This window comes from Pseudomonas sp. P129 (assembly GCF_020312195.1).
Lineage (GTDB): Bacteria > Pseudomonadota > Gammaproteobacteria > Pseudomonadales > Pseudomonadaceae > Aquipseudomonas > Aquipseudomonas fragariae.
On sequence record NZ_JAGPYS010000003.1, the window covers coordinates 1 to 24,362 of the forward strand.

19 protein-coding genes and 3 pseudogenes are annotated in these 24,362 nt (G+C 59.4%); 9 read left to right on the forward strand and 13 right to left on the reverse strand.

The genetic code is table 11. The annotated features are described in order from the left end of the window. Positions 1 to 170: 170 nt before the first annotated feature. From KBY02_RS09700 to mksB, 4 genes are all read right to left on the reverse strand, one after another. Complete coding sequence (locus KBY02_RS09700) at positions 171 to 1,418, reverse strand: right-handed parallel beta-helix repeat-containing protein (RefSeq protein WP_096135660.1); 1,248 nt, start codon at positions 1,416 to 1,418, stop codon at positions 171 to 173. 172 nt (positions 1,419 to 1,590) lie between these two features. After that, positions 1,591 to 4,410, reverse strand: coding sequence for an Mks condensin complex protein MksF (gene mksF, locus KBY02_RS09705; protein ID WP_011266671.1), 2,820 nt, complete (start codon positions 4,408 to 4,410; stop codon positions 1,591 to 1,593). Beyond that, positions 4,407 to 5,114 carry an Mks condensin complex protein MksE gene (mksE, locus tag KBY02_RS09710; protein ID WP_003319438.1) on the reverse strand — a complete coding sequence of 236 codons (708 nt, stop codon included), beginning with the start codon at positions 5,112 to 5,114 and terminating at the stop codon, positions 4,407 to 4,409. The genes mksF and mksE overlap by 4 nt, the downstream gene beginning before the upstream one ends. Beyond that, positions 5,104 to 6,381, reverse strand: coding sequence for an Mks condensin complex protein MksB (gene mksB / locus KBY02_RS09715; protein WP_003404706.1), 1,278 nt, complete (start codon positions 6,379 to 6,381; stop codon positions 5,104 to 5,106). Before mksB ends, mksE begins: the two co-directional genes overlap by 11 nt. Positions 6,382 to 6,525: 144 nt before the next feature. On the opposite strand from mksB, the gene KBY02_RS09720 reads away from it, so the two are divergent. Beyond that, the gene (locus KBY02_RS09720; protein WP_024640209.1) at positions 6,526 to 7,332 is read left to right on the forward strand and encodes a hypothetical protein; all 807 of its coding nucleotides are present in this window, start codon (positions 6,526 to 6,528) and stop codon (positions 7,330 to 7,332) included. After that, entirely contained in the window at positions 7,325 to 7,777 is a 453-nt protein-coding gene (gene rimI / locus KBY02_RS09725) for a ribosomal protein S18-alanine N-acetyltransferase (RefSeq protein ID WP_003365779.1), read from the forward strand. Before KBY02_RS09720 ends, rimI begins: the two co-directional genes overlap by 8 nt. 10 nt (positions 7,778 to 7,787) lie before the next feature. Here the strand turns inward: rimI and KBY02_RS09730 are convergent, their stop codons facing one another. Next, complete coding sequence (locus KBY02_RS09730) at positions 7,788 to 8,195, reverse strand: serine kinase/phosphatase (protein WP_225650255.1); 408 nt, start codon at positions 8,193 to 8,195, stop codon at positions 7,788 to 7,790. 131 nt (positions 8,196 to 8,326) lie between these two features. Here KBY02_RS09730 and can point away from each other — a divergent pair, with 131 nt between their 5' ends. Next, on the forward strand, positions 8,327 to 8,965 hold the full coding sequence (can, locus tag KBY02_RS09735) for a carbonate dehydratase (RefSeq protein WP_003345939.1): 639 nt from the start codon (positions 8,327 to 8,329) through the stop codon (positions 8,963 to 8,965). A 56-nt stretch (positions 8,966 to 9,021) separates the two neighbouring features. Here can and KBY02_RS26500 read toward each other — a convergent pair whose 3' ends face one another. The 4 genes and pseudogenes from KBY02_RS26500 to KBY02_RS09750 all read right to left on the reverse strand — a co-directional run bounded on the left by KBY02_RS26500 (position 9,022) and on the right by KBY02_RS09750 (position 13,552). Further along, positions 9,022 to 9,885 (reverse strand): methyl-accepting chemotaxis protein, encoded by an 864-nt coding sequence (locus tag KBY02_RS26500; protein WP_370661176.1) that lies wholly within the window; start codon positions 9,883 to 9,885, stop codon positions 9,022 to 9,024. After that, positions 9,880 to 10,698: pseudogene (locus tag KBY02_RS26505) on the reverse strand (MCP four helix bundle domain-containing protein); the annotation flags it as partial. The gene KBY02_RS26500 and the pseudogene KBY02_RS26505, both read right to left, overlap by 6 nt. Before the next feature lie 107 nt (positions 10,699 to 10,805). Continuing rightward, positions 10,806 to 11,465, reverse strand: coding sequence for an HD domain-containing protein (locus tag KBY02_RS09745; protein WP_024652551.1), 660 nt, complete (start codon positions 11,463 to 11,465; stop codon positions 10,806 to 10,808). A gap of 65 nt (positions 11,466 to 11,530) precedes the next feature. After that, positions 11,531 to 13,552, reverse strand: a complete 2,022-nt coding sequence (locus KBY02_RS09750; protein ID WP_058398315.1) for an acyltransferase family protein — start codon at positions 13,550 to 13,552, stop codon at positions 11,531 to 11,533. Positions 13,553 to 13,809: 257 nt separating this feature from the next. Here KBY02_RS09750 and KBY02_RS09755 point away from each other — a divergent pair, with 257 nt between their 5' ends. From KBY02_RS09755 to KBY02_RS09765, 3 genes are all read left to right on the forward strand, one after another. Then, entirely contained in the window at positions 13,810 to 14,154 is a 345-nt protein-coding gene (locus KBY02_RS09755; protein WP_032656664.1) for a zinc ribbon domain-containing protein YjdM, read from the forward strand. 108 nt (positions 14,155 to 14,262) lie between these two features. Then, entirely contained in the window at positions 14,263 to 14,694 is a 432-nt protein-coding gene (locus KBY02_RS09760) for a thiol-disulfide oxidoreductase DCC family protein (RefSeq protein WP_003404728.1), read from the forward strand. Positions 14,695 to 14,961: 267 nt separating this feature from the next. Further along, positions 14,962 to 16,170, forward strand: a complete 1,209-nt coding sequence (locus tag KBY02_RS09765; RefSeq protein ID WP_003404729.1) for a sugar transporter — start codon at positions 14,962 to 14,964, stop codon at positions 16,168 to 16,170. A gap of 65 nt (positions 16,171 to 16,235) precedes the next feature. Here the strand turns inward: KBY02_RS09765 and pcsA are convergent, their stop codons facing one another. Beyond that, the gene (gene pcsA / locus KBY02_RS09770) at positions 16,236 to 16,955 is read right to left on the reverse strand and encodes a phosphatidylcholine synthase (RefSeq protein WP_011266677.1); all 720 of its coding nucleotides are present in this window, start codon (positions 16,953 to 16,955) and stop codon (positions 16,236 to 16,238) included. An 86-nt stretch (positions 16,956 to 17,041) separates the two neighbouring features. Further along, a complete protein-coding gene (locus KBY02_RS09775) occupies positions 17,042 to 19,054 on the reverse strand; it encodes an alkaline phosphatase D family protein (protein WP_225650258.1) in 2,013 nt (670 codons plus the stop codon). Between the two features lie 258 nt (positions 19,055 to 19,312). Between KBY02_RS09775 and KBY02_RS09780 the strand changes: the two genes are divergently transcribed. Continuing rightward, positions 19,313 to 20,953 (forward strand): methyl-accepting chemotaxis protein, encoded by a 1,641-nt coding sequence (locus KBY02_RS09780; RefSeq protein WP_024640896.1) that lies wholly within the window; start codon positions 19,313 to 19,315, stop codon positions 20,951 to 20,953. 8 nt (positions 20,954 to 20,961) lie between these two features. Here the strand turns inward: KBY02_RS09780 and KBY02_RS09785 are convergent, their stop codons facing one another. Both KBY02_RS09785 and KBY02_RS09790 read right to left on the reverse strand, forming a co-directional pair. After that, positions 20,962 to 21,399, reverse strand: a complete 438-nt coding sequence (locus KBY02_RS09785) for a GNAT family N-acetyltransferase (RefSeq protein WP_003404734.1) — start codon at positions 21,397 to 21,399, stop codon at positions 20,962 to 20,964. Positions 21,400 to 21,480: 81 nt separating this feature from the next. Next, entirely contained in the window at positions 21,481 to 22,674 is a 1,194-nt protein-coding gene (locus tag KBY02_RS09790; protein ID WP_024640897.1) for a diguanylate cyclase, read from the reverse strand. Between the two features lie 393 nt (positions 22,675 to 23,067). Between KBY02_RS09790 and KBY02_RS26510 the strand changes: the two are divergent. Both KBY02_RS26510 and KBY02_RS26515 read left to right on the forward strand, forming a co-directional pair. After that, positions 23,068 to 23,706, forward strand: a pseudogene (locus KBY02_RS26510) (PAS domain-containing protein); the annotation flags it as partial. A gap of 150 nt (positions 23,707 to 23,856) precedes the next feature. Beyond that, a pseudogene (locus KBY02_RS26515) lies at positions 23,857 to 24,291 on the forward strand (methyl-accepting chemotaxis protein); the annotation flags it as partial. Between the last annotated feature and the right edge of the window lie 71 nt (positions 24,292 to 24,362).

Here is a 24,362-nt window from a genome sequence, read left to right on the forward strand (position 1 = left end):
GATGGTAGTGTGGGGTTTCCCCATGTGAGAGTAGGTCATCGTCAAGATTGAATTCCAGAAACCCTCATCGCTTACGCGTTGAGGGTTTTTGTTTGTCTGGGGTTTATTGTTCGATGTGCGTTCCCTGCCTGACTCACCCCGCTGCAATGCAGCCAGAGACTCCGCGAGGTTTAGTGGAACGCCCCCATCCCTGCCAGTCTGCTGCCGGGTCGCAGGTGGAAGCTGCGCAGCACCGGCAGGCTTCCGTCTGACTGACGCGGCGCATCCCACCCCGTATCGGAGACATCCTCAAAGTCTGCATCGGTTACCGGCGTTGGCAATGTCCAGGAGTTGTGTGCCATATCCAGTCCTTCGGTGTTAACGGTCAAGCGTCCCTTGTAAGCGATGTTGTTGGACAGGTTGCCGAGAGGGATCAGCGAACCATCCGGGGCGATACCTGCCATGTTGTAGTTCACGCCATTTGCAAAAGCCGTGTTGTTGATGAAGTCCAGTGCCAGGGTATGGTGATTGGCATAGAAACCAGCGGACTTATTGTCAAAGGCAACTGAGTTACGGACGATGTGTTTCACGCCGTCAGGCACATACTTGCCACCGTATCCACCGGCTTTGATGCCATTGCCGTTACCTGCTTCAAGTTTTGTGCGCGTGCCAGGCAGGTAACCTTGCTGCCATGCCCATGAGCTTTCGATGGTGACTGGCGAGAAGGCATTGATCAGGTCAAAGCCGTCGTCGGAATTGGCCCACGCTCTGCAACCGCGGAATACATTGCCAGGATGGCCCGCCTTGATATGCGCGCCGAAGCCGTCTGCACTCTGACCTGCGCCGTTTGAGGTGTAAGGATCGTAGTTGTGGTGGGAGTCGGTATTCAGTACCAGGTTATAGCCGCCGTTCTGAATGAACAGGCCGGGTCCCATGTTGTGATGCAGATTGAGTTGCTCGAAGGTATTGTGGCTGCCGCTGTTCCAGATGCCCCATGACTCGTGGTTGAGATGGTTTTCCGGTTGTTGCGGCACGCCGGTCACCTCCAGCCCCTTCAGGTGTAGCCAGCTACCGGTAACGTTGAAGCCTTTGACGCGACAATCGTCTTTCATGGCCGAGAAATCGAAAACCGGTGTTTCGCCTGGATAGGCCCAGTAGCGTATAGGTTTGTTTTCGCTGCCGCTGTTGTTCAGGGTGATGGCATTCACGGTGTCTGTACGGGTGGCGCAGCGGTTGATGCCGGCTGTGTAGGCATAGAGGCCGCCGCGAAAGTACACCGTGTCGCCGGCTTTTGCGGCTTGCTGTGCTTGCATGATGGTACGTAACGGTGCGCCTTTGCTACCCGCCGCGTGATCATCGCCATCGGGGGCCACGTAGTAGTCAGTTGCTTGCGCTGTTGCAGCACCGACCAGCAAGACCGTCAACAGTATCGTTCTCATGGGGTCACTCCAAGCCTGCCTGGTGTAATCGTATGCGTGTTTGCTGCACCTCATTATGAATTCGATGAATAAAGAGTCTGCTCGCCTGAGGCCTGCAACAGGGCCTTCTCAATTCAAAGACAATAAAAAAGGCCGCACTCACATGCGGCCTTCTGGTTACGTCAATCAGCCCTTAAGAGGCCAGTTCCGGAACCTCTGGTTTCACATCGTCACGACGCTGAATGTATTTCCAGTCCGCTTCATCAATGTAAATACCATTGGGTCCGCTGCCGCCTTCCAGGTCGATGGCGACGTGGGCCGAGACCTGTGGCTTCACACTGGCCAGAATTGGAACGAAGCCCAGTTGCAAACTCGTTTCCAGCAGGGCTGCCTGATTCTTCTCGTCGATGTCTGCGGCTTCGTCGAGGTAGTAAGGCAAACGCACCCGACCGGCCTGATCGCGATCCATCAAGTGCAACAGCAGGTACATGTTGGTCAATGCCTTGATGGTCATCGTGGTGCCGTTGGAGGCTGCGCCATCGATATCGGTGTGGATAACCGGCTGGCCATTGACCTTGGTGATTTCGAAGGCCAGCTCGAACAGGTCTTTCAAGCCCAATTGGTTGTGGTTGGCAGCCACAAGCCGCGCCAGATATTCCTTGGCTTCTTCGTTCTTGTTGTCCTGCTCTGCGCTCTGGCTCAGGTCAAAGACCGACAGCGTTTCGCCTTCTTCGTACTGCCCGGCACTGTGGATGATCTGGTCAATGTGCTTGAGCGCTTCCTTGTTAGGGGCGAGCACGATACGGAAGCTTGCCAGGTTCGAGACCTGACGCTTGTTGATCTCGCGGTTGAACAGCGCCAGTTGATGCTCAAGGCTGTCGTAGTCGCTACGGATGTTGCGCAGGGTACGTGCGATATCCGTGACCGCAGCGCGACGCGCCTTGCCCAGCGTAAGCGCTTCGTCGGTACGGTGCGCATAGGCATTGATCAATAACTGCAGACGACGCTCCATGTCGTCCTCGCTGTCGAACTTGGCCACACCCTTGAGGCGAACCTGTGCATACAGCGCTTCGATCTGCCCATCGCAGCGCAACAGACCCTGCCAACTGTCCTGATAGTCGTTGAGCAGCGGCAACAGGTTATCCATGGAATCATCGATAGGGTCCATGAACGGTGTGCCGAACGGCAGGTCTGCGGGCAGCAACTGACGGCGACGTAGCGCGTCGTCCAGCGTGCGTTGCTTGGATTCCATATCGCCGATCTGACGTGCGATCAATTGCAGCTTGGCGGACAGTTGCTGCACGCGCTCGGTGAACGCGTCGCTGGAGCGTTTCAGTTCATCCTGAGCGGCTTCCATCTGCGCCAGCTCTTCCAGCTTGGTGGATTCCTCTGCGCTCAAGGTCTGGCAACGGCGGAAGTCTTCAAGCGCCTTTTGCGCATCCAGCACCTGCTGATACAACGCTTCGGTCTGGGTCTTGCTCGCCGAACGGTCGGCAGCGACAGCCTGCTGGGTTTTCAGTTGTTTGAGTTCTTTCTCCAGTCGCTCTTTCTGATCGCGCAACGCGGCACGATCGGCCAGCGCCTGCAGGGCAGGAGGCTCGATGCTCGACAGGTTGATGGTCAGCCCCGGTACCGCGAACTGATCGCCCTTGAAGCCATCCAGAATGGTCTCAAGCGACTTGACCCACGCATCGCCATCATCCAGTGCAATACCTTGCTCACCCAACGGCAAGCTGAACAGCGCGCTGTTGAACAGGCGCATCAGACGTTCTACATCCGGCTGGGAAAACTCTTCACGCAGACGGGCATAGCTGTTGTTGTCCGCATGGTCGAGCTGTTGCTTGACCGACTTGAGGCGTTTTTCCAGATCGCGCAGACGCTCGTCCAGGTCTTCGGCGCTGAACTGCCGGGACTGCGCCAGCGCACCGGCCAGCTCATCGTGAGCGTCCTTGGCGGCGAGCAGCTGTTGCTCCAGCACCTTGACGTCATCGACCAGCGCAAAACGATTCTTCAGCACCGACAGCTCGCCGACCCAGCGCTGGATGCTGCTGATCTCGCGCTCCAGGCGCATCAGCTCCTGAGTGCTGCTGCGCTGATCGTTTTGCATCTCATCCTGCTGGGCACGGTAATGCTCAGCCTGAATGACCAGCTCTTCCTTGCGCGCACCGGAGTAATCTGACCAGGTGCCGAGCAGTGAGTCGAGGATCGGTGAGAGACGATGCAGCTTGCCGCGCAATACATCGCGCTGCTTGACGCCAGCGGCCAGCGCCTCGACCAGAGGACCCGCCAGCACCAGCGAGTTGTAGTCCTGTTCCATACGCCGCACATCGCGGAAGGCTTCTTCGCAGGCGGCAATATAGTCGACGCTGCCCGAACGCAGGCTGTGCTCGAAGGCATCCAGAAACAGCTGCTTGAGTTTGGCGGCGGTGATTTCACGCATGTGCAGCAGGTTGATGAACAGCGCGCGGAAGGTCTTGAGGCTCTGCTCGCTGGTGGAGCGCAGCGGGATCAAGGTCAGGTCCAGCGGAATCGACGTGTGGCCGCCGACCAGCAGACGGCGTAGTTCGTCAGGCTTCAGCTCGTAGGCTTTCAGGCCCTGGCTTTCCAGGTTGCTGAACAGCTCTTTCTGACGCAGGCAGGTGTCGTTCTTCTGGTAATGACCCAGATCCAGCTCGCCGGCATAGGCGAAGAACTGATGACCGAAGCCGCCACCCGGACCGCGACCCACGACACCGATGACATGTGGGCCGTGGGGCAGGGAAACTTCCACCAGAATGTAGCTGGTGTCGGAGGCGAAGTAGAAGCGCCGCGACTGCTCAAGGCTGTACTTGCCGAAGCTCATGTCCGACATGCGCGCCAGAATCGGAAATTGCAGGGCGTTGATCGAGGCGCTTTTGCCGAGGTTGTTCGCGCCATACACCGACAGCGGGTTTTCCAGCGGGAACAGGCCGAGGCTGTAACCGGCAGTGTTCAACAGGGCAAAGCGGCGGATGCCATAACGTTCCTGGCTCATGTGTCCATCTCCTGTCGTTGCTCATCGGCGATTGCCCGGGCCAGCGCCTCTTCCTCGGTCTCTTCGCCGAATTCAGCCAGGTCCAGCGGGTCATCGGTTTCCAGCAGCTTCTCGTCGCTGTCGTCATCGATGAGCACAGGCGTCGGCAGGGGCAGGGCGCTATGCAGGCTGGCTGCCAGATCGCGGTCCTGTTGCACCGACAGGCACACATCGAGAAAACGGTGCATCGGCGGCAGGAAGCGGTAGATACCCACTTCCTCACTGGCAAAGCCCAACTGCGTCATGCGGCGCATGATCTTTTCTTCAAGCTCTTCAGGGGTCTGTACTTCAGCCTGGAGAAACAGGTCGCGGTACTTTTCCAGCATCGAAGGCAGTTCGTCGCGGCCCAGGCTGCCACCGTCGAGCACCGACATGGGGTCACGGCCCTGATCTGCCAGGTGTTCAACGAGGATGAAGGTGAACAGCGCCAGACGCTGGGCGGTCTTGTTGACCTGTGCGGCAGCCAGTTCAGGCACGAAGTAATAAAAGCCACGCGTGTCGCAGACCAGTTCAAAGCCCAGTGCCTTGAACAGCGTACGGTACTGGTCCTGGCAGTTGGAGAGCTGGGCGTACAGCTCCGGATCGCGGCGGCTGATGTGATAGCCCTTGAACAGCTCGCGAAAGATCGGCGCGAGCTGGGACATTTCGGATAGATCAAGATGCATGAACGGTGCTCTCGGAATGCTCGGCCTGCTCGTCTTTTGCAGCGAGCAGGGCAAAGGAGCGCAGGCTGACGCGGTGCTCCCGGGTGAAATATTCGCGACGCTCGAGGCGTTCACGGGCGAAGCGCTTGTCTCGCGACAGGCGCGAGAACCAGTAGAGCAGCTCGTCGGTTTCGCCGGTCGGCTCCTGCTCCAGCAGCCAGACCATCAGGTCAGGCATCGGCAAGGCGTCTTCGCAGCGCTCGAGCATCTCCTTGACCGTACGCGGTGCGCGTGGCGCCTGGCCCTTGCGGGTGCCGCTGGCCTTGGGGAATCTCGCGGGTTTGGGTTCAAAGCGCGCCAGCGCATACACGTAGGCCTCGACCTGACTGGCACTGCCCAGGAACGTGCTTTGCGGACGGGTGAACATCGGCATGGCAGCCTGCGGCACCGCATCCAGTCCCTTGCGGCGAATGGCAGACAGGGCCAGCGCTGCGCCGCGTGTCACCGCGTTATGGCGACGCGCTTCTTCACGCAGTGGCAGCAGCAGCTCGCGCGCATGGCGCAAGGTCAGTTGGGCGCTGGTCTGCATTTCCAGAATGCGCGCGTGGGTACGCAGCAGCATGTCGTCGTCGACCAGGTGACCGAGACGTTGTTGCTCGGTCAGCAGGCGCAGCAGGACGTTCTCGACCTTGCGCACGCCCTGTTCGAACGCGCCATCCGCGTTGACCAGCTGAATCATCGGCTCGACGTATTCGTCCCACGTCGCCAGCACTTCGGCATAACGCTGGCGCAACGGGATCTGCCGGTCACTGGTCTTGGCCCGGTCGGCCACGGCGACCAGCGCCTGTTCGTCGTTGGCGAGCTTCTTCAGTACGTCGCGCACGCGCATGTCCAGCAGCCGCAGCTGTCTGGCCAGGTCGTTGGCGTCGCGAACCTCGAATGCGTCCTGAATGTAGCCGGCCAGTCGCTCCAGGTGGCGCAGGTAGGCTTCGATTTCCAGGCACAGGCCCAGACGGTGCTCGCGGCGCAGGTACGACAGGAAGTCATGGATCTGTGCGTTGAGCTCGAAACGGTTCGGGCTTTTCGCGACGGGCACCAGAATGTCCAGACGGATCCACACGTCCAGCAGATTGGTGATGTCTTGCGGAGTGCTGTCCTGCTGCTGAGCGCCCAATTGCAGGCGCAGCTCGCTCAGGCTCAACGTACCCTGGTCGAAATGTTCGCATAAGGGCTCAAGAAGCGCCCAATGCTCGGCAAGGGCGCGCAGAACGCGCTTGGGTTCGATCATCGTTAGGCCGACTGTTGGCAAGTGAAAAGCGGCAATTGTACTGCATCAGCCGACTGATATTTCACCTGCGGGCGATATGCTGCAGCGCAAAAAGGCGAACAACGCTAGAATTGCGCGCTTAACTTATCCACAGGTGGCTGACCCTTGCTCAACGAGTCCCGTCGCCGCGCTTATTTGACTGCCATGCAGGTGGTCAACTGGCTGCCGCGCACAGAACTGCCATTCGCCGCGCCGTCGCGTCCGCAACTGCTTGTGCCGTTGCCGCCGCCGGTCGAGGTGCAACGTGTCGCGCCTGCTGCTTCGCCAGCGGAGCACGCTGCGCCTGCCGAAACGTCGAACGTCGAGCCGATTGCCCGGCAGCCCGAGCGCCCGAGGGTCGAGGTGCCGCGCCCTTCACTGGCCAGCACGCGCACAGCGCCCCCGGCCGCCGAAGAAGCCGAGCCGGCGCCGCCCAAGGCGCCGGTGGTACCGCCACCGCGCTTTGCCCTGCAATTGTTGCGCGCCGGACGCTGCCTGTTACTGGTCGAACTGACCACCGGTCAACCGTTTCAGAGCCGTGATCCTTCCTACCTGCTGCTCAAGGACATGCTGCGCGCCGCCGGTCTGCCCGACAGCCCGCAGATCATCGGCGAGCCCGTGCGCTGGCCGTTGCTGGTCCGCGGCCAGATGGACCAGGGCCCGGAAGCGGCGCGTGATTTCGTGCAGGGCTTCGTCGGCGCGCGGCTCGAGGACGAGCCCTGCGCCTGCCTGTGGCTGATCGGTCTGCCGTCGATGAAATACGCCGGTGAAGCCGATGCCGAGTCTTACCACCGTGAACTGCAGATCGAGGGTCTGGGCACTGCCTGGGCGCTGCCAGGTCTTGAATTACTGATGGACGAGCCTGAGCGCAAGGCGGATGTCTGGAAAGCCATGCGTCGGCTGATGACGCGCTGGAAATCGATCGATGAGTGATGCCGTAACCTTCCGCCGCATGACCGAAGCCGACATGGACGCGGTGCTGAAAATCGAATACGCCGCATTCAGTCATCCCTGGACACGCGGCATCTTTCTCGACGGGCTAAAGTCCTACGAGATCTGGCTGATGTTCGAGGGCGCGCAGCAGGTCGGGCACGGCGTCATTCAGGTCATCATCGACGAAGCGCACCTGCTCAACATCACGGTCAAACCTGAAAACCAGGGGCGTGGTCTTGGCCTGTTGCTGCTCGACCACCTGATGAAACGCGCTTACCAGCTCAATGCACGGGAATGCTTTCTGGAACTGCGTGACAGCAACCGTCCAGCCTATCGTCTGTATGAAAACTACGGTTTCAACGAGATAGGCCGGCGTCGCGATTACTACCCGGCGGTCGGCGGCCGTGAAGACGCAGTGGTCATGGCCTGCACGCTTTTCGAGTAGTACAGCGCTGTCAGCGCTGGGTATTGCCGTCCATCGGGTCGACAATGGCCAGTTCTTCTTCGTCCAGGCCGTTGCCACCGCCAATGTAATCTTCATCGACGACCGTAACATCCAGGTCGGCCGGGACGTCTTCGCCTGGCTCGTTCGGTGAGCGGGCGCCGTCTTCATGGATCAGGGTTTCCGGAGACAGATCATCGTCAGTCGAATGATGGTCATCCGTGGAAGCCCCCGTCAGGCCTGCCTCACGCACGCGTTGATCCGGAATTTCATGTTGCAGCTCGCCTTCAGGGATAAGATCGCCGATACGGCCCGGTTCTTCCTCGTCGAAATCGAGTGTTTCCATGGAGCCCATGCGGTCTTCGTTATCGTCGATGGGTTCCGGTTCGGTGGCACCGAACGGACGGCGTGAATCATTCATGGGAAATCCTCATTTCAGGTGGTCGTAAAAAGTGGACCGGCCATGACTTTGAAGATTCCTTTTTTGTTGACCGTGACTTGAAGGATCTGACACCAGTCCAAGGCTGGGCATCATTATCGAGGCGTCAAAGCATGAACGAGCTACAAGACCTGATTGATAACAATGCACGCTGGGCCGATGCGATAAAGCAGGAAGATCCTGAGTTCTTCGCCAAACTGGCCCGCCAGCAAACCCCTGAGTTCCTGTGGATCGGTTGCTCCGATGCACGCGTGCCGGCCAACGAAATCGTCGGCATGCTGCCGGGTGATCTGTTCGTGCACCGCAACGTGGCCAACGTCGTGCTGCATACCGACCTGAACTGCCTGTCAGTGATTCAGTACGCAGTGGATGTATTGAAGGTCAAACACATTCTGGTCACAGGCCACTACGGTTGCGGTGGTGTGCGGGCGTCCATGCAGGACCGCCAGTTCGGCCTGATCGACGGCTGGTTGCGCACGATTCGTGACCTGTATTACGAAAACCGCGAGTTGCTGGCCAAGCTGCCGACCGAGGAAGAGCGCGTCGACCGCCTGTGTGAGTTGAACGTGATTCAGCAAGTGGCCAACGTCGGTCACACCAGCATTGTGCAGAACGCCTGGCACCGTGGGCAGAGCCTGTCCGTGCATGGCTGCATCTATGGCATCAAGGATGGCCGCTGGAAAAGCCTCGACGTGACCATCAGTGGTTTCGAGCAATTGCCCCCGCAGTACCGTCTGCGTCCGCAGGACTGACAGCTGCTTATCGTCAGCCAGCCTGTGGCGCAGGCTGGCTGGCGAGTTTCAACCCATCACAGCACGAAACGCTGCACCATCAGGTTCAGATCAGTCGCCAGCATCGACAGTGCGTTACTCGCGACGGTGGTCTGCTGCGCGCCCGATGCGGTCTGGCTGGACAGGTCGCGAATACTGCTCAGGTTGCGGTCCACTTCAGTCGCCACTTGGGCCTGCTGCTCTGCGGCACTGGCAATCAGCAGGTTGCGGTCGTTGATGGTGGCGGTTGACTGGATGATCACTTGCAAGGCTTCGCCGGTCGAGGCGGCCTGTTCCATTGTCAGATTGGCCTGGGTCGCCGTGTGGCGCAGCGAGCTGGCGGTTTGTTGGGTGCTTTGCTGCACGCCGCTGATCAGCCCTTCGATTTCCGCGGTGGATGCACTGGTGCGCTGCGCCAGTGAGCGGACTTCATCGGCCACCACGGCAAAGCCTCGCCCGGCTTCGCCTGCACGAGCCGCTTCGATAGCCGCGTTCAGCGCCAGCAGGTTGGTCTGATTGGCGATTGCGCGAATCACATCGAGGATGCTGCTGATGCTCTGGGTACGTTCGGCCAGCCCTTCAGCCTGATGCGACGAATCCAGCACATTCTCGGTCAACTCCTTGATCGACAGAATGGTTGCCGACAGCTTTTCCTGCCCTTGTGCCGCCGCCTGGGTCGACGCCTCTGACTCGGTCACGGTATTGCTGGCGTTGCCTGCCACTTCGATGGCCGCCTGGCTCATCTGATTGACCGCGACAGCGGCCTGCTCGATTTCAGTGTTCTGCAGCTGCAGATTGAGCGCACTGGCTTCGGCGATGCTGCCCATTTCCTGAACCGACTGCGACAACTGCGTCGCCGCTGCGTAGATCTGGTCGATCGTACTGTGCAGGTTGGTACGCATGCGCCCGAGCGTGATCAATAATTGTGCGGTCTCGTCCTTGCCGTCCGGTATCGGGTGTTCGCTCAGGTCACCATCGGCAATGGTGCTGGCGATGTGTAACGCCTGCCGCACCGGATGGATGATGCTGACGCTCAGGCGCCAGGCCAGCAACAGGGTCAGTACCAAAACCAGGCCGATGGCGCTCAGCGCGATGATCCGGGTCTGTTCATAGCTGGCACCTGCGGCCTCTACAGCGGCGGCCGCACTCTGCTTGTTCAGTTCGCGCAACAGCTGCACCTGCATGTCCATCAGGTCACCCTGCAGCGAGAGCACGGTGTTGGCCAGCGTCCTGGCCTCGTCCAGCTTGTTCTGCTCGATCAGCGCGATCTGATCCTGCAAGCCGGGCATGAAGGCCTTGTAGGCATCCTGCAACGCGACAATCGAGTCATGCTCAGTGCCCGACTGAACACGCGCCAGGTATTCCGAGAAGCCTTTCTCGACCTCGTTCCTGAGTTGTTCGACATTGATCTTGCTGTTGATAACGGCACCCGGATCGTCGGCGTTGGCGATCAGACGGGTGGTTTCGCTGCGCAGTTTGACCAGGCCGATAGCGATGGCATCGGCGGTGGCGATACTGGGCAGGGCGCCGCTCTCGACCGCCTCGCCCTGGGTGCGGATAGCCTGCATCTGCAACAGGCAGAATACGCCAAGCGCGACCATCAGCAGGGAGGTTATAGCGAAGCAGATCACCAGGCGCAGCGTGATTTTGAAGCGGCGCAAGAGTGTTGGCGTTGTGGCTTGCCGACGTAGGAAACGAGGCAGAAATCTTTTCACGGCACACAACCCCTATAAACACACGGACCTTCTCGGAGAGCCGTTTATAGGGCAATTGTGTGATGTCTTTATGACATCTACTGAATGATGGGTAGGCAGCCGACGATTCATGGCTGAGGGGTCGCAACTTCCTCCATCAGCTCATCCAGGAAGCGCTTGAGCCGGTGGTGCCGGACTTTCGCCAGCTGTGCGCCGGTATCGGTCTGAAAACCGTCAGCCAGGTGCAGCAGCTTGGTGTGGAAATGATCGACGGCGAAATTCAGGTCGTCATAGGGGCGCCGGCTGGCATGCGGGTCATACGGGTCGTAGAGCGCTTTGCCGAGCCGCCCTGATACGTAAAAGGTGCGTGCCACACCGATCATGCCCAGCGAGTCGAGGCGGTCGGCGTCCTGCAGTATTCTGGCTTCAAGGGTCAAGGGGGTGATCGCCGCCGAGAAGCTGTGCGCTTCGATGGCGTGGGCGACGGAGGCGATGCTTTGTTCATCCCAACCCATCTCGGTCAATAATTCGCTGGCCCGCGCCGCCGCCAGTCGCGATGCGCTGGCGCGAAACGGCGAGTCTTTCTCGACCGAAACGCAATCATGCAGCAGCGTCGCGGCAATCAGGACGCGGGCATCGCCGCCTTCACGGTCACGAATGGCGCAGACGTTCTTCCAGACACGCAGCAAATGCGAGACATCGTGCGAGCCGTCGATTTTCTCTGCATGAGTGTGGGGTATCAGCAGGTTGGCCAGATCCTCGAAGGGGGTGAAGCTGGCGGCGGTCATGCGGTGGTCCTCGGGCGTCTGGTCAGGCATCAGCATTACAGACAATGCCGCCCGATAAAACCCTGTCACTGATCAAGAATATGGCTGATCTGGCCGACAAGCAGCCCCGCACCCCGGGCGTTGAGGTGGTTGAAGTCCTTGTAGTACGAATGCAGGTCGCCGATCAGGCATTGCCTGTCCTTGCAGAACGCGTCATCCAGCGTGATCAGGCTGATGTGTTTCGATTGGCTGGCACGCAGGAACAGCTGGCGGGTGAAACGCTGCAACAGGTCGTGTTTGTCCATCGGCACCGACAGTTCGCTGACCCGCTTCAATGCCTGCTCATCGCTGTCCGAAGCGTCGCGCGCCAAGCGATAGTAGAGACTTTCAGGGTTGATCATTTGCTGCGGCACCTGCGCAACGATGAACACCTCGGCGCCGATACTGCGGTAGGCCTCGATCGTGTGTTCAAGGGCCTGGCTGAATACCCTGCGCGAGGTTTCCCGGCTTTTCTGCGGATCGGTGCGCGAGGTCAGGAAATACTTGCTCATCGTCCTCTCGCTGTAGTCGTCGCCGGTATACAGCGTCCAGCGCGCCACCAGCACGACCTTTTTGATCCGCTGCCGCTTCACGTAGTCGAATTCCCGATCGGCCAGCGCTTCGCAGACCCCGGCAGCGTAGTTGCCGTTGGCCACGTCCACGCCGAGCAAGGGCAGGCAGCCGCCCAGACCGATGTGCGCGAGGGTTCTGCCCTGATCCCGGGCGGCGGCGTCGAACGTCGATAACAGCGCTTCAGAATGGCTGTCGCCGAACAGCGCCATGTCCGGCGCGGCCTGATCGTCAGCGAGTCCGAACAGGCAAAAATCGACTTTGCCGCCTTTGCCGGCCAGTGGCTGGTCGCATTTGTCGCGTATCAACGGGTCGGCGAATGCCTGATGCAACTCCGGATCGACGGCGAAACGCTGGGGAAAGCCGTTATTCACATAGCCGAGCAGCCCCAGCGCGACAAAGAATGTGGAGGCGGCGCCTGCCGTGGTGAAAATCTGACCGCGATTGAAGGTGCCGGCCTTGCGAAACGGCTGCTCGACGAAACGCCAGCTCAGCCAGGCCAGCACCAGAGACACAAGGGTAAGCGCCAGCATGAACGGCAGGCCCGGCTCAGTCAGGTTGTACTGGCGGGCAAAGGCAAAGACGGGCTGATGCCACAGGTAGGCGCTGTAGCTGAGCATACCGATCGCGACGGGCACACGTGAACTCAGCGCTCTTCCAACCCAAGTCTTGCCATGGGCGAAGACGATGATCAACACCGCGCCCAGTACGGGCACCAGTGCATTAAGGCCGGGGAAGGGCGTGCTGCTGTCGAAACCGATCACGGCATAACCGATCAGCAAAAGCCCCAGTAAAGTCGCCGCCTGATCTACAGCGCTCGCGCGCCCGATGCTGCGCGGTCGCCATGCAAAATAGAAGGCGATAAACGAGCCCGCCAGCAATTCCCAGGCGCGTGCCGGCAGCAGATAAAACGCGTTGCTGGTGTCTTGATGGGCGCCCAGTTGCGCCAGCGCCAGGCTGGCCAGGGCGACGGCCATCAGCAGCACGATCAACCTCTTGCGGCCCAGGCCCCAGGCCAGCATCAAGAGCAGCGGGAAGAACAGGTAATACTGTTCCTCCACCGCGAGCGTCCAGGTATGCAACAGCGGTTTGAGTTCTGCCGTGGCGTCGAAATAGCCGCTTTCCAGCCAGAACAGCACGTTGGATGAAAAGGTCGGCACCGCCACCAGACTCTTGGCGAAGTATTTCAGATCCGACGGATCGAGCGTCAACCACGCGACAGGCAGGCAGATCAGCATCACCACGAACAGCGCAGGCAGGATGCGCCGCGCGCGTCGTTCATAAAAGTTGATCAGCGAGAACCGGCCTCTGATCTTCTCCGCGAGGATGATCGAAGTAATCAGATAGCCGGAGATCACGAAAAAGATGTCGACGCCCACGAATCCGCCGCTGAACAGCGGCAAGCCCGCGTGGAACAGAATGACCGGGATGACCGCGAGCGCGCGCAGGCCATCGATCTCGGGTCGATAGCCGAGTGCCGGGTTGTGAGGGATGCCCATGTGATGTGCTCATGCAGTAAGTGGCAAGAGACGGTAAATGCACGCTGCAATAGCTACCGCCAACGCGAGGCGCAGGGGTCGTGTACGAAGAGGGCGAAGGGGAGTTGCCAGACAGAGCGTGCTGTATTTTTTAGTTCAGGTCTTCGCTTCTGTCCAATGACTGAAGCAGGTTTATGACGACAGATCAGTCTCTTCCCACCTGAAACAGGAAAAGCCCCTTATAATGCATGGTTTTACCCCTCCTCGATGCGAGAACCATTGTGAGCTTACCGTCCTGCCCGAAATGCAATTCCGAATACACCTACGAAGACGGCAGCCTGCTGATCTGCCCGGAATGCGCCCATGAATGGTCTGCCGACGCCGCTGGCGCCGATGCATCCGACGACGTGAAAGTCATCAAGGACTCAACGGGCAACGTGCTGCAGGACGGCGATACCATCACCGTGATCAAGGACCTGAAAGTCAAAGGCTCCTCGCTGGTGGTCAAGGTCGGCACCAAGGTCAAGAACATCCGCCTGGTCGATGGCGACCATGACATCGATTGCAAGATCGATGGCATCGGCGCGATGAAGCTGAAGTCGGAGTTCGTCCGCAAGGTTTGATTCTGCCGGGTAATGGCTTTAGCCTGAACGCCTCGCCGGTCCTTCGACTGGCGGGGCGTTCATGTTTCCGGGCGCGCCAAGGCTGTTTTTCCTGAACAGGTGAATACCGTGCCGAAAACCCCCGCCCCCTATCTGAAGCCCGATGAATGTGTCGTGCTGTTCGATGGCGTCTGCAAGCTGTGCAATGGCGTGGTGAAGTTTCTGATTCGCCATGACCCGCATCAACGTCTGCGCTTGGCCGCAGTGCAGTCGGAACAAGGTCAGGCATTGCTGAAGTGGGCCGGGCTGCCACTGGACGATTTTCATACCATCGCGGTCATCGTCAACAATCGGGTGTTCGTGCGCTCGGATGCCTTTCTGCACATCATGGGGCTGTTGCCTGCGCCGTGGCCGCTGCTCAAGGTGCTGGGAATTTTTCCACGCTTTCTGCGGGACTGGGCCTACAACCGCATCGCGCTCAACCGATATCGCCTGTTCGGGCGCTATGATCACTGCCTGTTGCCATCACCCGAGGACCGGCAGCGCTTCCTGGGTGACTGACGACCGGCGGTCATTTGTAAAGTCTGTCACGCACGCACGGGTTGTGATCCACTCTGGCGGTCCGTAGAATTCGAGTCATCTGGCTTCACTCCCCATATCCACAATAATCCACTTTGCACACTGCGCCCGATTCAGAAGGTCGAGCGGAGCGTTTTTGCGTTGGTTTTTCAGTGGGGCGAGCCGCGGTTTTGCATACAGGTGTCAGGCGTGGTGTTCATGCGTGGCGATCGGCCTTCGGGTCGGAACATTTTCAGGGCGTTGTGATTCTTGATAACTTCACCTCCAAACGAGCAGGCAGGTAGCTGGCTTGGCGTATTCGCGCTGGCCTTGGCGGCCTTCATTTTCAATACCACCGAGTTCGTGCCGATCGGTCTGCTGAGTAACATCGGCCAGAGCTTCGAAATGACCCCGGCCCAGGTCGGGCTGATGCTCACGATCTATGCCTGGGTTGTGTCGCTGATGTCGTTGCCGATGATGCTGGCGACGCGCAACATCGAGCGCCGCAAGTTGCTGATGTTCGTGTTCGGCCTGTTCGTGGTCAGCCACGTCCTTTCCGCGATTGCCCCCAGCTTCGCGATCCTGCTGGTAAGCCGGGTCGGTATCGCGTTTGCACATGCGGTGTTCTGGTCGGTCACGGCGTCGCTGGCCGTGCGCATCGCACCGCCCGGCAAGCAGGTTCAGGCGCTGGGCCTGCTGGCAACCGGTACGTCGCTGGCGATGGTATTGGGTATTCCGCTGGGCCGCGTGCTGGGTGAAGCCTTGGGCTGGCGCACCACCTTTCTGGGCATCGCCGCCATCGCTGCGCTGGTAGTCTTCCTGCTGGTTCGTGCGCTGCCCTTGTTGCCCAGTCAGAACTCAGGCTCGTTGCGCAGCCTGCCGATCCTGTTCAAGCGCCCACGGCTGATGGCGATCTACCTGCTGACCGCCATCGTGGTGACCGCTCATTTCACCGCCTACAGCTATATCGAACCGTTCACTCAGACCGTGTCCCTGCTCAGCGGCGAAATGACCACGATCCTGCTGCTGGTCTTTGGCGGGGCCGGGATCATGGGCTCGATCATCTTCAGCCTGTTCAGCGATCGCTTCCCCAACGGGCTGTTGATCACGGCCATTGGCACGCTGACCCTGTGCCTGCTGATGCTGTTGCCGCTCTCCGGTGATGCCGTGACGCTCGGCACGCTGACCATTATCTGGGGCATGGCGATCATGTGCTTCGGCCTGACCTTGCAGGCGCGCGTACTGTCGCTGGCACCCGATGCGACCGATGTGGCGATGGCGCTGTTCTCGGGCATCTTCAATATCGGTATCGGCGGCGGCGCGCTGCTCGGCAGCGTGGTCAGCAGCCATCTCGGGGTTGCCAATGTCGGCATCGTCGGCGGCCTGCTGGCCCTCGGCGGGCTGGGGTTGTGCTGCTATACAACGCATCACTTCGGCAAGGTGCGGCCTGCTGCCGAGATGCAGGCCGAGAGCAAATAGGGCACGCATAAAAAAGCTCGCTGACGCGCAATGCGTTCAGCGAGCTTTTTGGTCTGGCTTGCAGGTCAGGCTTTAAGACGACCCAGCCACTCCAGCGACGTTCTCCAGATACAAATCCCCAGGAAATACGCCGACATCGCCAGCCACAGCCCCATGACCAACGGGCCATTGTGCGGGTGGTTGATTATCAGCAGTGCGCTGGACAGCAACCATACGGTGGTCACCGCGATATTGAGCGGCATGAAACGGCGCACGCGGAACGGGTGCAGGAACTTCATGCGGGTCATGGTCAGCAGCGCCAGGGCGATGATGGTGATGAACGTCAGCCATGGGGCCGGTGACAGAATGTACAGGCACAGTGCAACCACGTTCCAGGCAGCGGGGAAGCCTTGAAAGTAGTTGTCCTTGCTTTTCATGTCGACGTTGCAGAAACAGAACAGCGACGAAACCAGGATGACCGAGACGCTCAGCAGCAGCGTGTAATCCGGCACCGGTATATAGCGGTAGATGAACAATGCGGGAATGAACACGTAGGTCAGGTAGTCGATGACCAGATCCAGTACCGAGCCGTCGAAGTGCGGCAGTACCGACGTGGTGTTGACCTTGCGAGCCAGTGAGCCGTCGACTCCATCCACGATCAGGGCCGCGCCCAGCCACAACAGGCAGGCTTTGGGTTCGTTGTTGAACAAGGCAATGGTCGCCAGGAACGCAAGGACTACGCCGGTGGCGGTGAAGCCATGCGCCCCCCATGCGTTGAGTCTGGCTATGCGTTGATTGGTTATCACGGGGGCGCTCTCCAGGAAGTAATGCTTGCCAGGGTGTGCCGCAACCTGACCGGTAGCAACTATCGACCCGGCAATTGCCGATAAGTTTAGCGGTGACTATCCCTTGTTTCCCGGTTGTTTTCCAGAAAGCCACGCTCTGGGTCAGATCGCTGGTCTCTGTATTCTTCCGGTTCGACGAAACAGGTAGGCGCATCACCGTTGGCATTGAGTTGGTTGATCAGGGTCGGCTGGCCCTGTTCATTGAACAGTACCTGCCCGACACCCGCCGAGTTCCATAAGCGTTCACCGACCTTGCTGTGCTCGGGCGTGCGCGGAACAACCTTCATCAGGCGGCGCTTGGTGAACCAGTTAAGAGGTGAGCGAGGAGAGTATAACCAGCGATTCAGCCGATCAAAAGTGTCCAGCAGACGACGGGGGAATTCATTCTTGATGCCACTGCTGGTGATTTGCCAGATGTGAGGCCCGCCACTGCGTTGGCGAATCAGGATTTCGTAGACGAACGAGTAATGCACATCGCCCGACAGAATCACGTAATTGCCCGGGGTTCTGGAATGGCGAAAGATGTTCAGAATCACGTTGGCGGCACCGCGATGTGCCATCCAGTTTTCTGCATCGACCAGTAACGGATAGCCGCACCAGCTGAAGATGCGTTGTATCGCCTCGATCAACTTGACGCCGAACACGGGGGCAGGTGAGACGATAATCGCTGATTTGTGGTCGATCAGCTCCTGCTGCAGTTCGCTGAGCGCTTCCCAGTCGAGCAGGCCGGACGGGTGATTGAAGTTCGACTCGCTGCGCCAGCGCCGGGTGCGGGTATCCAGTACCACCAGTGCCGGGCTGGTGGGTAACACGTAATGCCATTGCTGAAACTTCAACAACTGATCAATCAACTGGTCCTGGGCCTGGCTGTCCAGCCAGTTGTCGTTCGACACGGCGTCGGTGCTCAGGGCATGAGCCTGCTTGACCAGACCGTTGAGCGCATCCGGGTTATTGCCCCAGCCCTGGCACAGCAGGTAGGCGAGCAGGGCGTTGCCGATGATGCGTTTGGAGAATGGATGGCCGTACGCGGTGTGCTCCCAGTTCGCCGACAGGTTCCAGTCATCGGTGATGTCGTGGTCATCGAAAATCATCATGCACGGCAGATGCGCCATCGCCCGTGCCACGCCGCTCAGGCCGGCGGCAAACGCCTCGACCAGCTGCTGTTCCCTGGCGTAGCGCTCGACTTCCCCGTCTTCCAGTTGCGGCCTGCCGGGTTCGATCAGGGTCCAGGGCGTGGGTGACCAGACCAGCAGGTACATCGCCATGACTTCCGCCAGGGTGACCAGATGGTTATCCGCTGTGCTGCTGGTGAATACCGGCTTGCTGGTGCCGCCGAAGAAGCGCTCGCGCAGTGTGTCGTTGCTTTTCAGGGCCGGCAGCAGGTCGGCACGCTGGTAATAGCTGGCCGGATGCGTGTAGAGACGAGGACTGTCATCGACGATGGCACCGTCGAGTCGCTCGTCGAACAACCCCAGCCGTTCGATCAAGACATGGATAGCGCGCAGCATCGGCCCGGCAACATCGTCGGCGTAAATCTGATCGCCGCTCATCATCAACAGCGCAGGGCGTTGCAGCGGCTCCTTGGTGTCGGCCAGCAGGCGGTCCACGCAGAGCAGACCTTCGGCTGCGCTGTGGTGCGGCTTGCGGCACGAGCCATGCAGCAGGTGATCGATGCTGCTGCGCACCACGAAGTTCGGGTAGCGGTTGCCCTCGTACAGCAAGTGCGGCGCCCACTCGGCAATACCGCCTTCGCCCTCCACCCGCAGGTCGTAATCGATCCAGGTGTCGCGGGGCAGTTCGGCTTCCAGTTGCAGGTCGATCAGGTGAATGAACGCCTGGCGCCCGACTGCAATAACCTGACATTGACTGTCGTCGAGTACGTAATCGTTGAAGCCCGCAGAGGGATCATCAGTAGCGGCATGGCGCAGGCGCACGGTAAGGCGCAACCGACGGGACCCTACCAGCCACAACACCAGGCGGCCGGCTTCCTGACGGCGCAATAACGGGCCGGCAAGGATGGACGGCAGCGAAGTGAGTTGTTCGATGGAAGAAGCGGACATCCTGGCTTATGGCTCTGGCGGGACACAGGCGGGGATGGTAACGCAACAGGCCCGGAAAGTTCTTGTTACACCACGCGAGCGCATGTTTCCGGACATTGCAGACAATGCGAAACGGTCCGCTCAGCCTTGCTCATATGAAGACTTTGTTAACCGCCTGCAGAGTGCTCTGAAAATGCCGATATACACCTATGCAGAGGGCATCAGAATTCCATAAAGTTTTATGGCGTTATGCCATATTCGCTCATGAGGGTTCCCGCTATGAAATGGTTTTACAACGCAAGGCTGTCCGCCAAGCTTTTCATGTCTTTTGCGCTGTGTGCGCTTTTCACCCTTGGGGTGGGCGTAATAGGCAGTCGCGGCATCAGTGCCTTGTCCAGCAGCCTGGATAACGTGTTTACCAACAGCCTGCTGTCGGTCACAAAATCCGGAGAGGTCACGGCCTCGGTCATTGCTCAGAACCGTGATCTCTATCGTTTATTGGCCGCCATGGCAGGCAATGCGCCGCAAAGCGTCAAGGACGATATTCTCGCGAGCATGAGCGTCAACAAGACTCAAGCTGAAAAAAGCTACGCCACCTACCGGGCTACGCCGCTTGACGATGACGAGCGCGCTGCCGGTGATCAGATGGACAGAGACTGGCCTGGCTATCAGGCACTCATCGAGCAAGCCAAAAGCGTTGCCCTGTCCGGGGATATTGCCGGGGCAAGAGCGATCATCGACGGTGATGTACGCAGCGGTTACCTGAAGGTCATGGATCAGCTGACCACCATCGTCAACTCCAATAATCGTCAGGCGGGCGAGGCCGCTGTGGCTTCTGACCAGACACAGAACTCTGCGCAACGAAACCTGTACATCGGCATCGGCTTGTCATTCTTTGCCGCGTTTGTGATGGGCCTGTTCATAAGTCGTGCCATCAGCACACCAATCAACACTGCGGTGACCAATGCCCGGCGAATTGCCAGCGGTGACCTGACCCTGCCGATTGCCAGTCAATATCACGACGAAGCCGGCATGATGCTGGTCGCTCTGAGCGATATGCAGGACAACCTGAAAAGCACGATCGGGCAAATATCCAGTGCTGCCGACCAGTTGGCCTCGGCTGCTGAAGAACTGAATGCCGTGACTGAAGAAAGCAGTCGCGGTCTGATCCGTCAGAACGATGAGATTCAGCAGGCCGCTTCGGCTGTGAACGAGATGACCGCTGCGGTCGAAGAGGTCGCGCGTAACGCCATGTCGACGTCGGAAGCGTCCCGCCAGACCAGTACCGACGCTGCCGCCGGTCGTGATCAGGCCCGCGATGCGGTGAATGCGATCAACACCGTCAGTGCCGAGATCAGCAGTTCGACCACCATGGTCGAAGAGCTTGCCGGGCGCGTCCGTGAGATCGGGCAGGTGCTGGACGTGATCCGTGGGATCGCCGAGCAGACCAACCTGCTGGCCCTCAACGCTGCCATCGAGGCCGCGCGTGCCGGCGAACAGGGGCGCGGCTTTGCTGTGGTGGCAGACGAGGTGCGGGCGCTGGCCGCTCGAACCCAGGCGTCCACTGGCGAAATCGAAACCATGATCGGCAGTGTTCAGGCCAGTGCCGATCAGGCCGTGCGGGCCATGGCCAACAGCCGCACCCTGACCAGCAACACGCAAACCCTGGCTCAGGCCACAGGGCAGTCGCTGGAGCGCATTGCGCAGAGCGTCGCCGAGATCAACGACCGCAACATGTTGATTGCGACGGCCTCCGAAGAGCAGTCCCACGTTGCGCGCGAGGTGGATCGCAACCTGGTCAACATTCAGGACCTCTCCGCCCAGACTGCCGCAGGTGCTCATCAGACCAGTGCTTCAAGCCAGGAACTGTCGCGTCTGGCCATTTCCTTCAACAATCTGGTAGGCAAGTTCAAGGTCTGACGTAAGTCTCAGGCCGTTGTGTTCGGCAGGCGCTTCTGGAAAAAGAAGCGCTTGTTGCCGGGTGGATAGTCGTCAATCTGGCCGAACTCGGTGTAACCGTGGCGGCGATAGAAATCGGGGGCCTGGAAGTCGAAAGTGTCCAGCCAGATCCCCGTGCAGCCCTTTTCGACCGCCAGATCCTCGGCCATCTGCATCAAACGCGAGCCCATGCCTTGCCCGCGGGCTTGTTCGGGAACGACCAGCAGTTCGATGAACAGCCACTCATAAAGAATGCGAGCGTGCAGCCCGCCGAGGACTTCCCGGGTTTGATCATCGCGAATGAACATCGCCACTTTCTCGGACTTGCCGTCGCCCGCCTGCTCGGCGTTGAAACGTTTCAGTGGTTCCAGAATCGCCAGACGATCCTCTTCCGTAGGGTTGGTGCTGACGTCAATGTGAATGCTCATGCGATGGCTCCCAGCCTGGGTGTGCGCCGAGATTAAAGTGGCAGGGGCGCGGCGTAAAGCAGGATCCTGCGGGGTGTCATTTCACGCGAAGCACACGCAATTACGTCCGGCGCGCTTGGCTGCGTAGAGGGCATTGTCAGCCGCGCCAATCAGGTTCTCGGCACTGGTCAGAGGCGCTGTCGCACAGGCCACGCCGAGGCTGATGGTGACCAGCGCGTTTTCGCCCAGCACCGGATGCGGCAACTTGAGCTCGGCAACCGCGCTCTGCAGGGCCCCGGCCACTTCCCTGGCCTGCACGACATCGCCGATCATCAGCACCAGCACCTCTTCGCCGCCGAACCGGAACGCCACAGCACCATGCTCATGCGCGCTTTGCTGGAGTTTCTGACAGAGCAATCTGAGGCAGGTATCCCCTTGTGGATGACCGTAGTTGTCGTTGTAGGATTTGAAGTGATCGATGTCCAGCAGGATGATGGCCACGTTCGCCGGTGCATTGCGAGCGTGTTCCCAGACTGACGCCATCACTTCGTCCTGATAGCGTCGATTGAACAGTCGGGTCAGCCCATCGGTACGCGCGAACTCCATCAATTGCACTTGAAGCAGGCGTCCGCGAAGCGCAAACAGGTAGCTCATGCGGCTTGCCCGCTCCAGAAAGTAGGAGGCCATCAGCAACAGTGCCACTGTCGAAACAAACAACACGGCATTGGCCTGCCAGATCACAAAATCGGCGAAGTCGGCAATGTAGGTGGTCACCAACTGGATGATCAGCATGCATGACATGGCGACAGCGGCATGGCGCAACGGCAATTGCTGGATCATGGTGCAGTAGACCATGATCAACAGCATGCCGAGTTGATAAAAGATTTGATAAGGGCTGTCGCTGTGAATCATGACCAGCATTGGCATGAGCGAGCACACTACCGTGGCGAATGCTGCAATCGTTTCCATCGCCCAGCGCGTAGCAACCCGTTGGGCCAGCATCAGCAGCGCGATAAACATCGGCGTAATCAGGCACAGACGGCCCACCGCGACATAGGCAAAGACATCCCGCAATATCAACCAGTCGCTGATCAGAAACAGGTTGTAGACCAGACTGCCGCCAATCCCTACCGCCGTCAGGAACTCGCGCCGCGGCAGCCGGGTTTCTTCCTGATAGCGTTGCTCAAGAACACGGCTGAAGCGTAACGAGCCAACACCTGAAGTGATCGTCTGCTCGACCTCGGCAAGGAGTTGCGCATCTTCAAGGCTGGGACGTTCAAGGGCAGAAACGAGCATGTGACACCGGGACATTAACATCGAGAGACGTAAGACATCATGAGTGATGTCTTAGTGCTATCAATGTATCTTGCTGCCATACCAAAGTCGACCGATGGTGGCTAACGGCGTGGCCTGGGTGACAAATGGCCGCGGGCTGTCAGCGCTGAGAACACCCCGCGGCATTGTGCGGAAAGGCCTTGAGACAGGCGTTTTTTCCGTCGCCGGCGCACTGTAATTCAATCTGCCACCATCAGACGAAATGCCTTAATCCCGTCTACGCTTGTGTCGATATATACGTACAACCTCACTATGGGTGCCGTCATGTTCAACACTCGCTTGAAAAAGGAATTACAGGCACAAAAGGCCGAGTTATCCATGTACCGGCAGATGCAGAAAGGGATGGATGCGCAAATGGTCTGTCTGACTCTGGACGCCAGCTACCACATCGTCCACGCCAACGACAACCTTCTCAGTACGCTTGGCTACTCGCTCGAGCAAGTGCTGGGCAAGGATCTGGACCACTTGGTGCCCACTTACGTCAAACAGCTTGATTGCTACCGCAGTCTCAAAGTGGCGGTGCAGAAGGGCGAGTCGGTCATCGACAGGTACCGTTTTCTGCATGCCGATGGCCGGCTGATATGGATTCGCGCCCTCTGGCAGCCGGTGCTGGATGAGCAGGGCAGACTGATGACGTTGCAATGCTACGGATCGGACATCACCCAGATCGTCGAGACCGCTGCCGAGAACTCTGCGTTTATTCAGGCATTGTTGCGCTCCACCGCCGTGATCGAGTTCAACCTGAGCGGCCAGGTACTGACTGCCAACGATCAGTTCCTGCGTGGCATGGGTTACAGCCTGGCGCAGATCAAGGGTAAGCATCACAGCATGTTCTGTGATCCGGCAGAAACCTCTCAGGCGTCGTACCGGGAATTCTGGGCGATGCTTAACCGTGGCGAGTTCGTGGCCGGACGCTTCAAGCGTATCGATAGCAACGGGCGTGAGGTCTGGCTGGAAGCAACCTACAACCCGGTCCACGATGCTCAGGGCAAACTCTACAAGGTGGTCAAGTTCGCCACGATGGTGACCGACCAGGTGGCGCGCGAAGAAGAGGTCAGTCAGGCCGCCAGCGTGGCGTTTGAAATCTCCCAGCAGACCGACGTCAGCGCCCAGCGCGGCGCGGATGTGGTGCAAAACACTGTCCAGACCATGCGCAAGATTTCCGAAGAAATGCAGACGGCCTCCTCGGGCATTGAAGCGTTGGGCAAACAGTCACTGCTGATCAATTCTATCGTGCAGACCATTGGTGGCATTGCCCAGCAGACCAACCTGCTGGCGCTCAACGCCGCCATCGAGGCCGCGCGTGCCGGTGAGCAGGGCCGTGGCTTTGCCGTGGTGGCTGACGAAGTCCGCCAACTGGCAGGCCGCACCAGCGCCGCAACCGAAGAAATCGTCAGCGTCGTGCAGCAAAACCAGACGCTGGCCGATGAGGCGGTACGCGGCATGGCCAACAGCCGCACTCAGGCGGAGCAGGGATTGGTACTGGCCAACGAGGCCGGTGCCGTGATCGTCGAGATTCAGGAGGGGGCCAAGCAGGTGGTGGGCGCCGTGGGGCGGTTTGCCAATCAGTTGAAATGATCCTGCTGTGCCTCCGCTGCATGGCGCAAACGCCTAAGGCCCGTCAATGCGGGCTTTAGGCGTTTCAATGT

What these genes read in the sequence shown, in the direction of transcription:
- KBY02_RS09700 (WP_096135660.1), bottom strand. Translation starts at nt 1,418, where the DNA reads ATGAGAACGATACTGTTGACGGTCTTGCTGGTCGGTGCTGCAACAGCG.
- mksF (WP_011266671.1), bottom strand. Translation starts at nt 4,410, where the DNA reads ATGAGCCAGGAACGTTATGGCATCCGCCGCTTTGCCCTGTTGAACACT.
- mksE (WP_003319438.1), bottom strand. Translation starts at nt 5,114, where the DNA reads ATGCATCTTGATCTATCCGAAATGTCCCAGCTCGCGCCGATCTTTCGC.
- mksB (WP_003404706.1), bottom strand. Translation starts at nt 6,381, where the DNA reads ATGATCGAACCCAAGCGCGTTCTGCGCGCCCTTGCCGAGCATTGGGCG.
- rimI (WP_003365779.1), top strand. Translation starts at nt 7,325, where the DNA reads ATGAGTGATGCCGTAACCTTCCGCCGCATGACCGAAGCCGACATGGAC.
- KBY02_RS09730 (WP_225650255.1), bottom strand. Translation starts at nt 8,195, where the DNA reads ATGAATGATTCACGCCGTCCGTTCGGTGCCACCGAACCGGAACCCATC.
- can (WP_003345939.1), top strand. Translation starts at nt 8,327, where the DNA reads ATGAACGAGCTACAAGACCTGATTGATAACAATGCACGCTGGGCCGAT.
- KBY02_RS26500 (WP_370661176.1), bottom strand. Translation starts at nt 9,885, where the DNA reads ATGCGTACCAACCTGCACAGTACGATCGACCAGATCTACGCAGCGGCG.
- KBY02_RS09745 (WP_024652551.1), bottom strand. Translation starts at nt 11,465, where the DNA reads ATGACCGCCGCCAGCTTCACCCCCTTCGAGGATCTGGCCAACCTGCTG.
- KBY02_RS09750 (WP_058398315.1), bottom strand. Translation starts at nt 13,552, where the DNA reads ATGGGCATCCCTCACAACCCGGCACTCGGCTATCGACCCGAGATCGAT.
- KBY02_RS09775 (WP_225650258.1), bottom strand. Translation starts at nt 19,054, where the DNA reads ATGTCCGCTTCTTCCATCGAACAACTCACTTCGCTGCCGTCCATCCTT.
- KBY02_RS09780 (WP_024640896.1), top strand. Translation starts at nt 19,313, where the DNA reads ATGAAATGGTTTTACAACGCAAGGCTGTCCGCCAAGCTTTTCATGTCT.
- KBY02_RS09785 (WP_003404734.1), bottom strand. Translation starts at nt 21,399, where the DNA reads ATGAGCATTCACATTGACGTCAGCACCAACCCTACGGAAGAGGATCGT.
- KBY02_RS09790 (WP_024640897.1), bottom strand. Translation starts at nt 22,674, where the DNA reads ATGCTCGTTTCTGCCCTTGAACGTCCCAGCCTTGAAGATGCGCAACTC.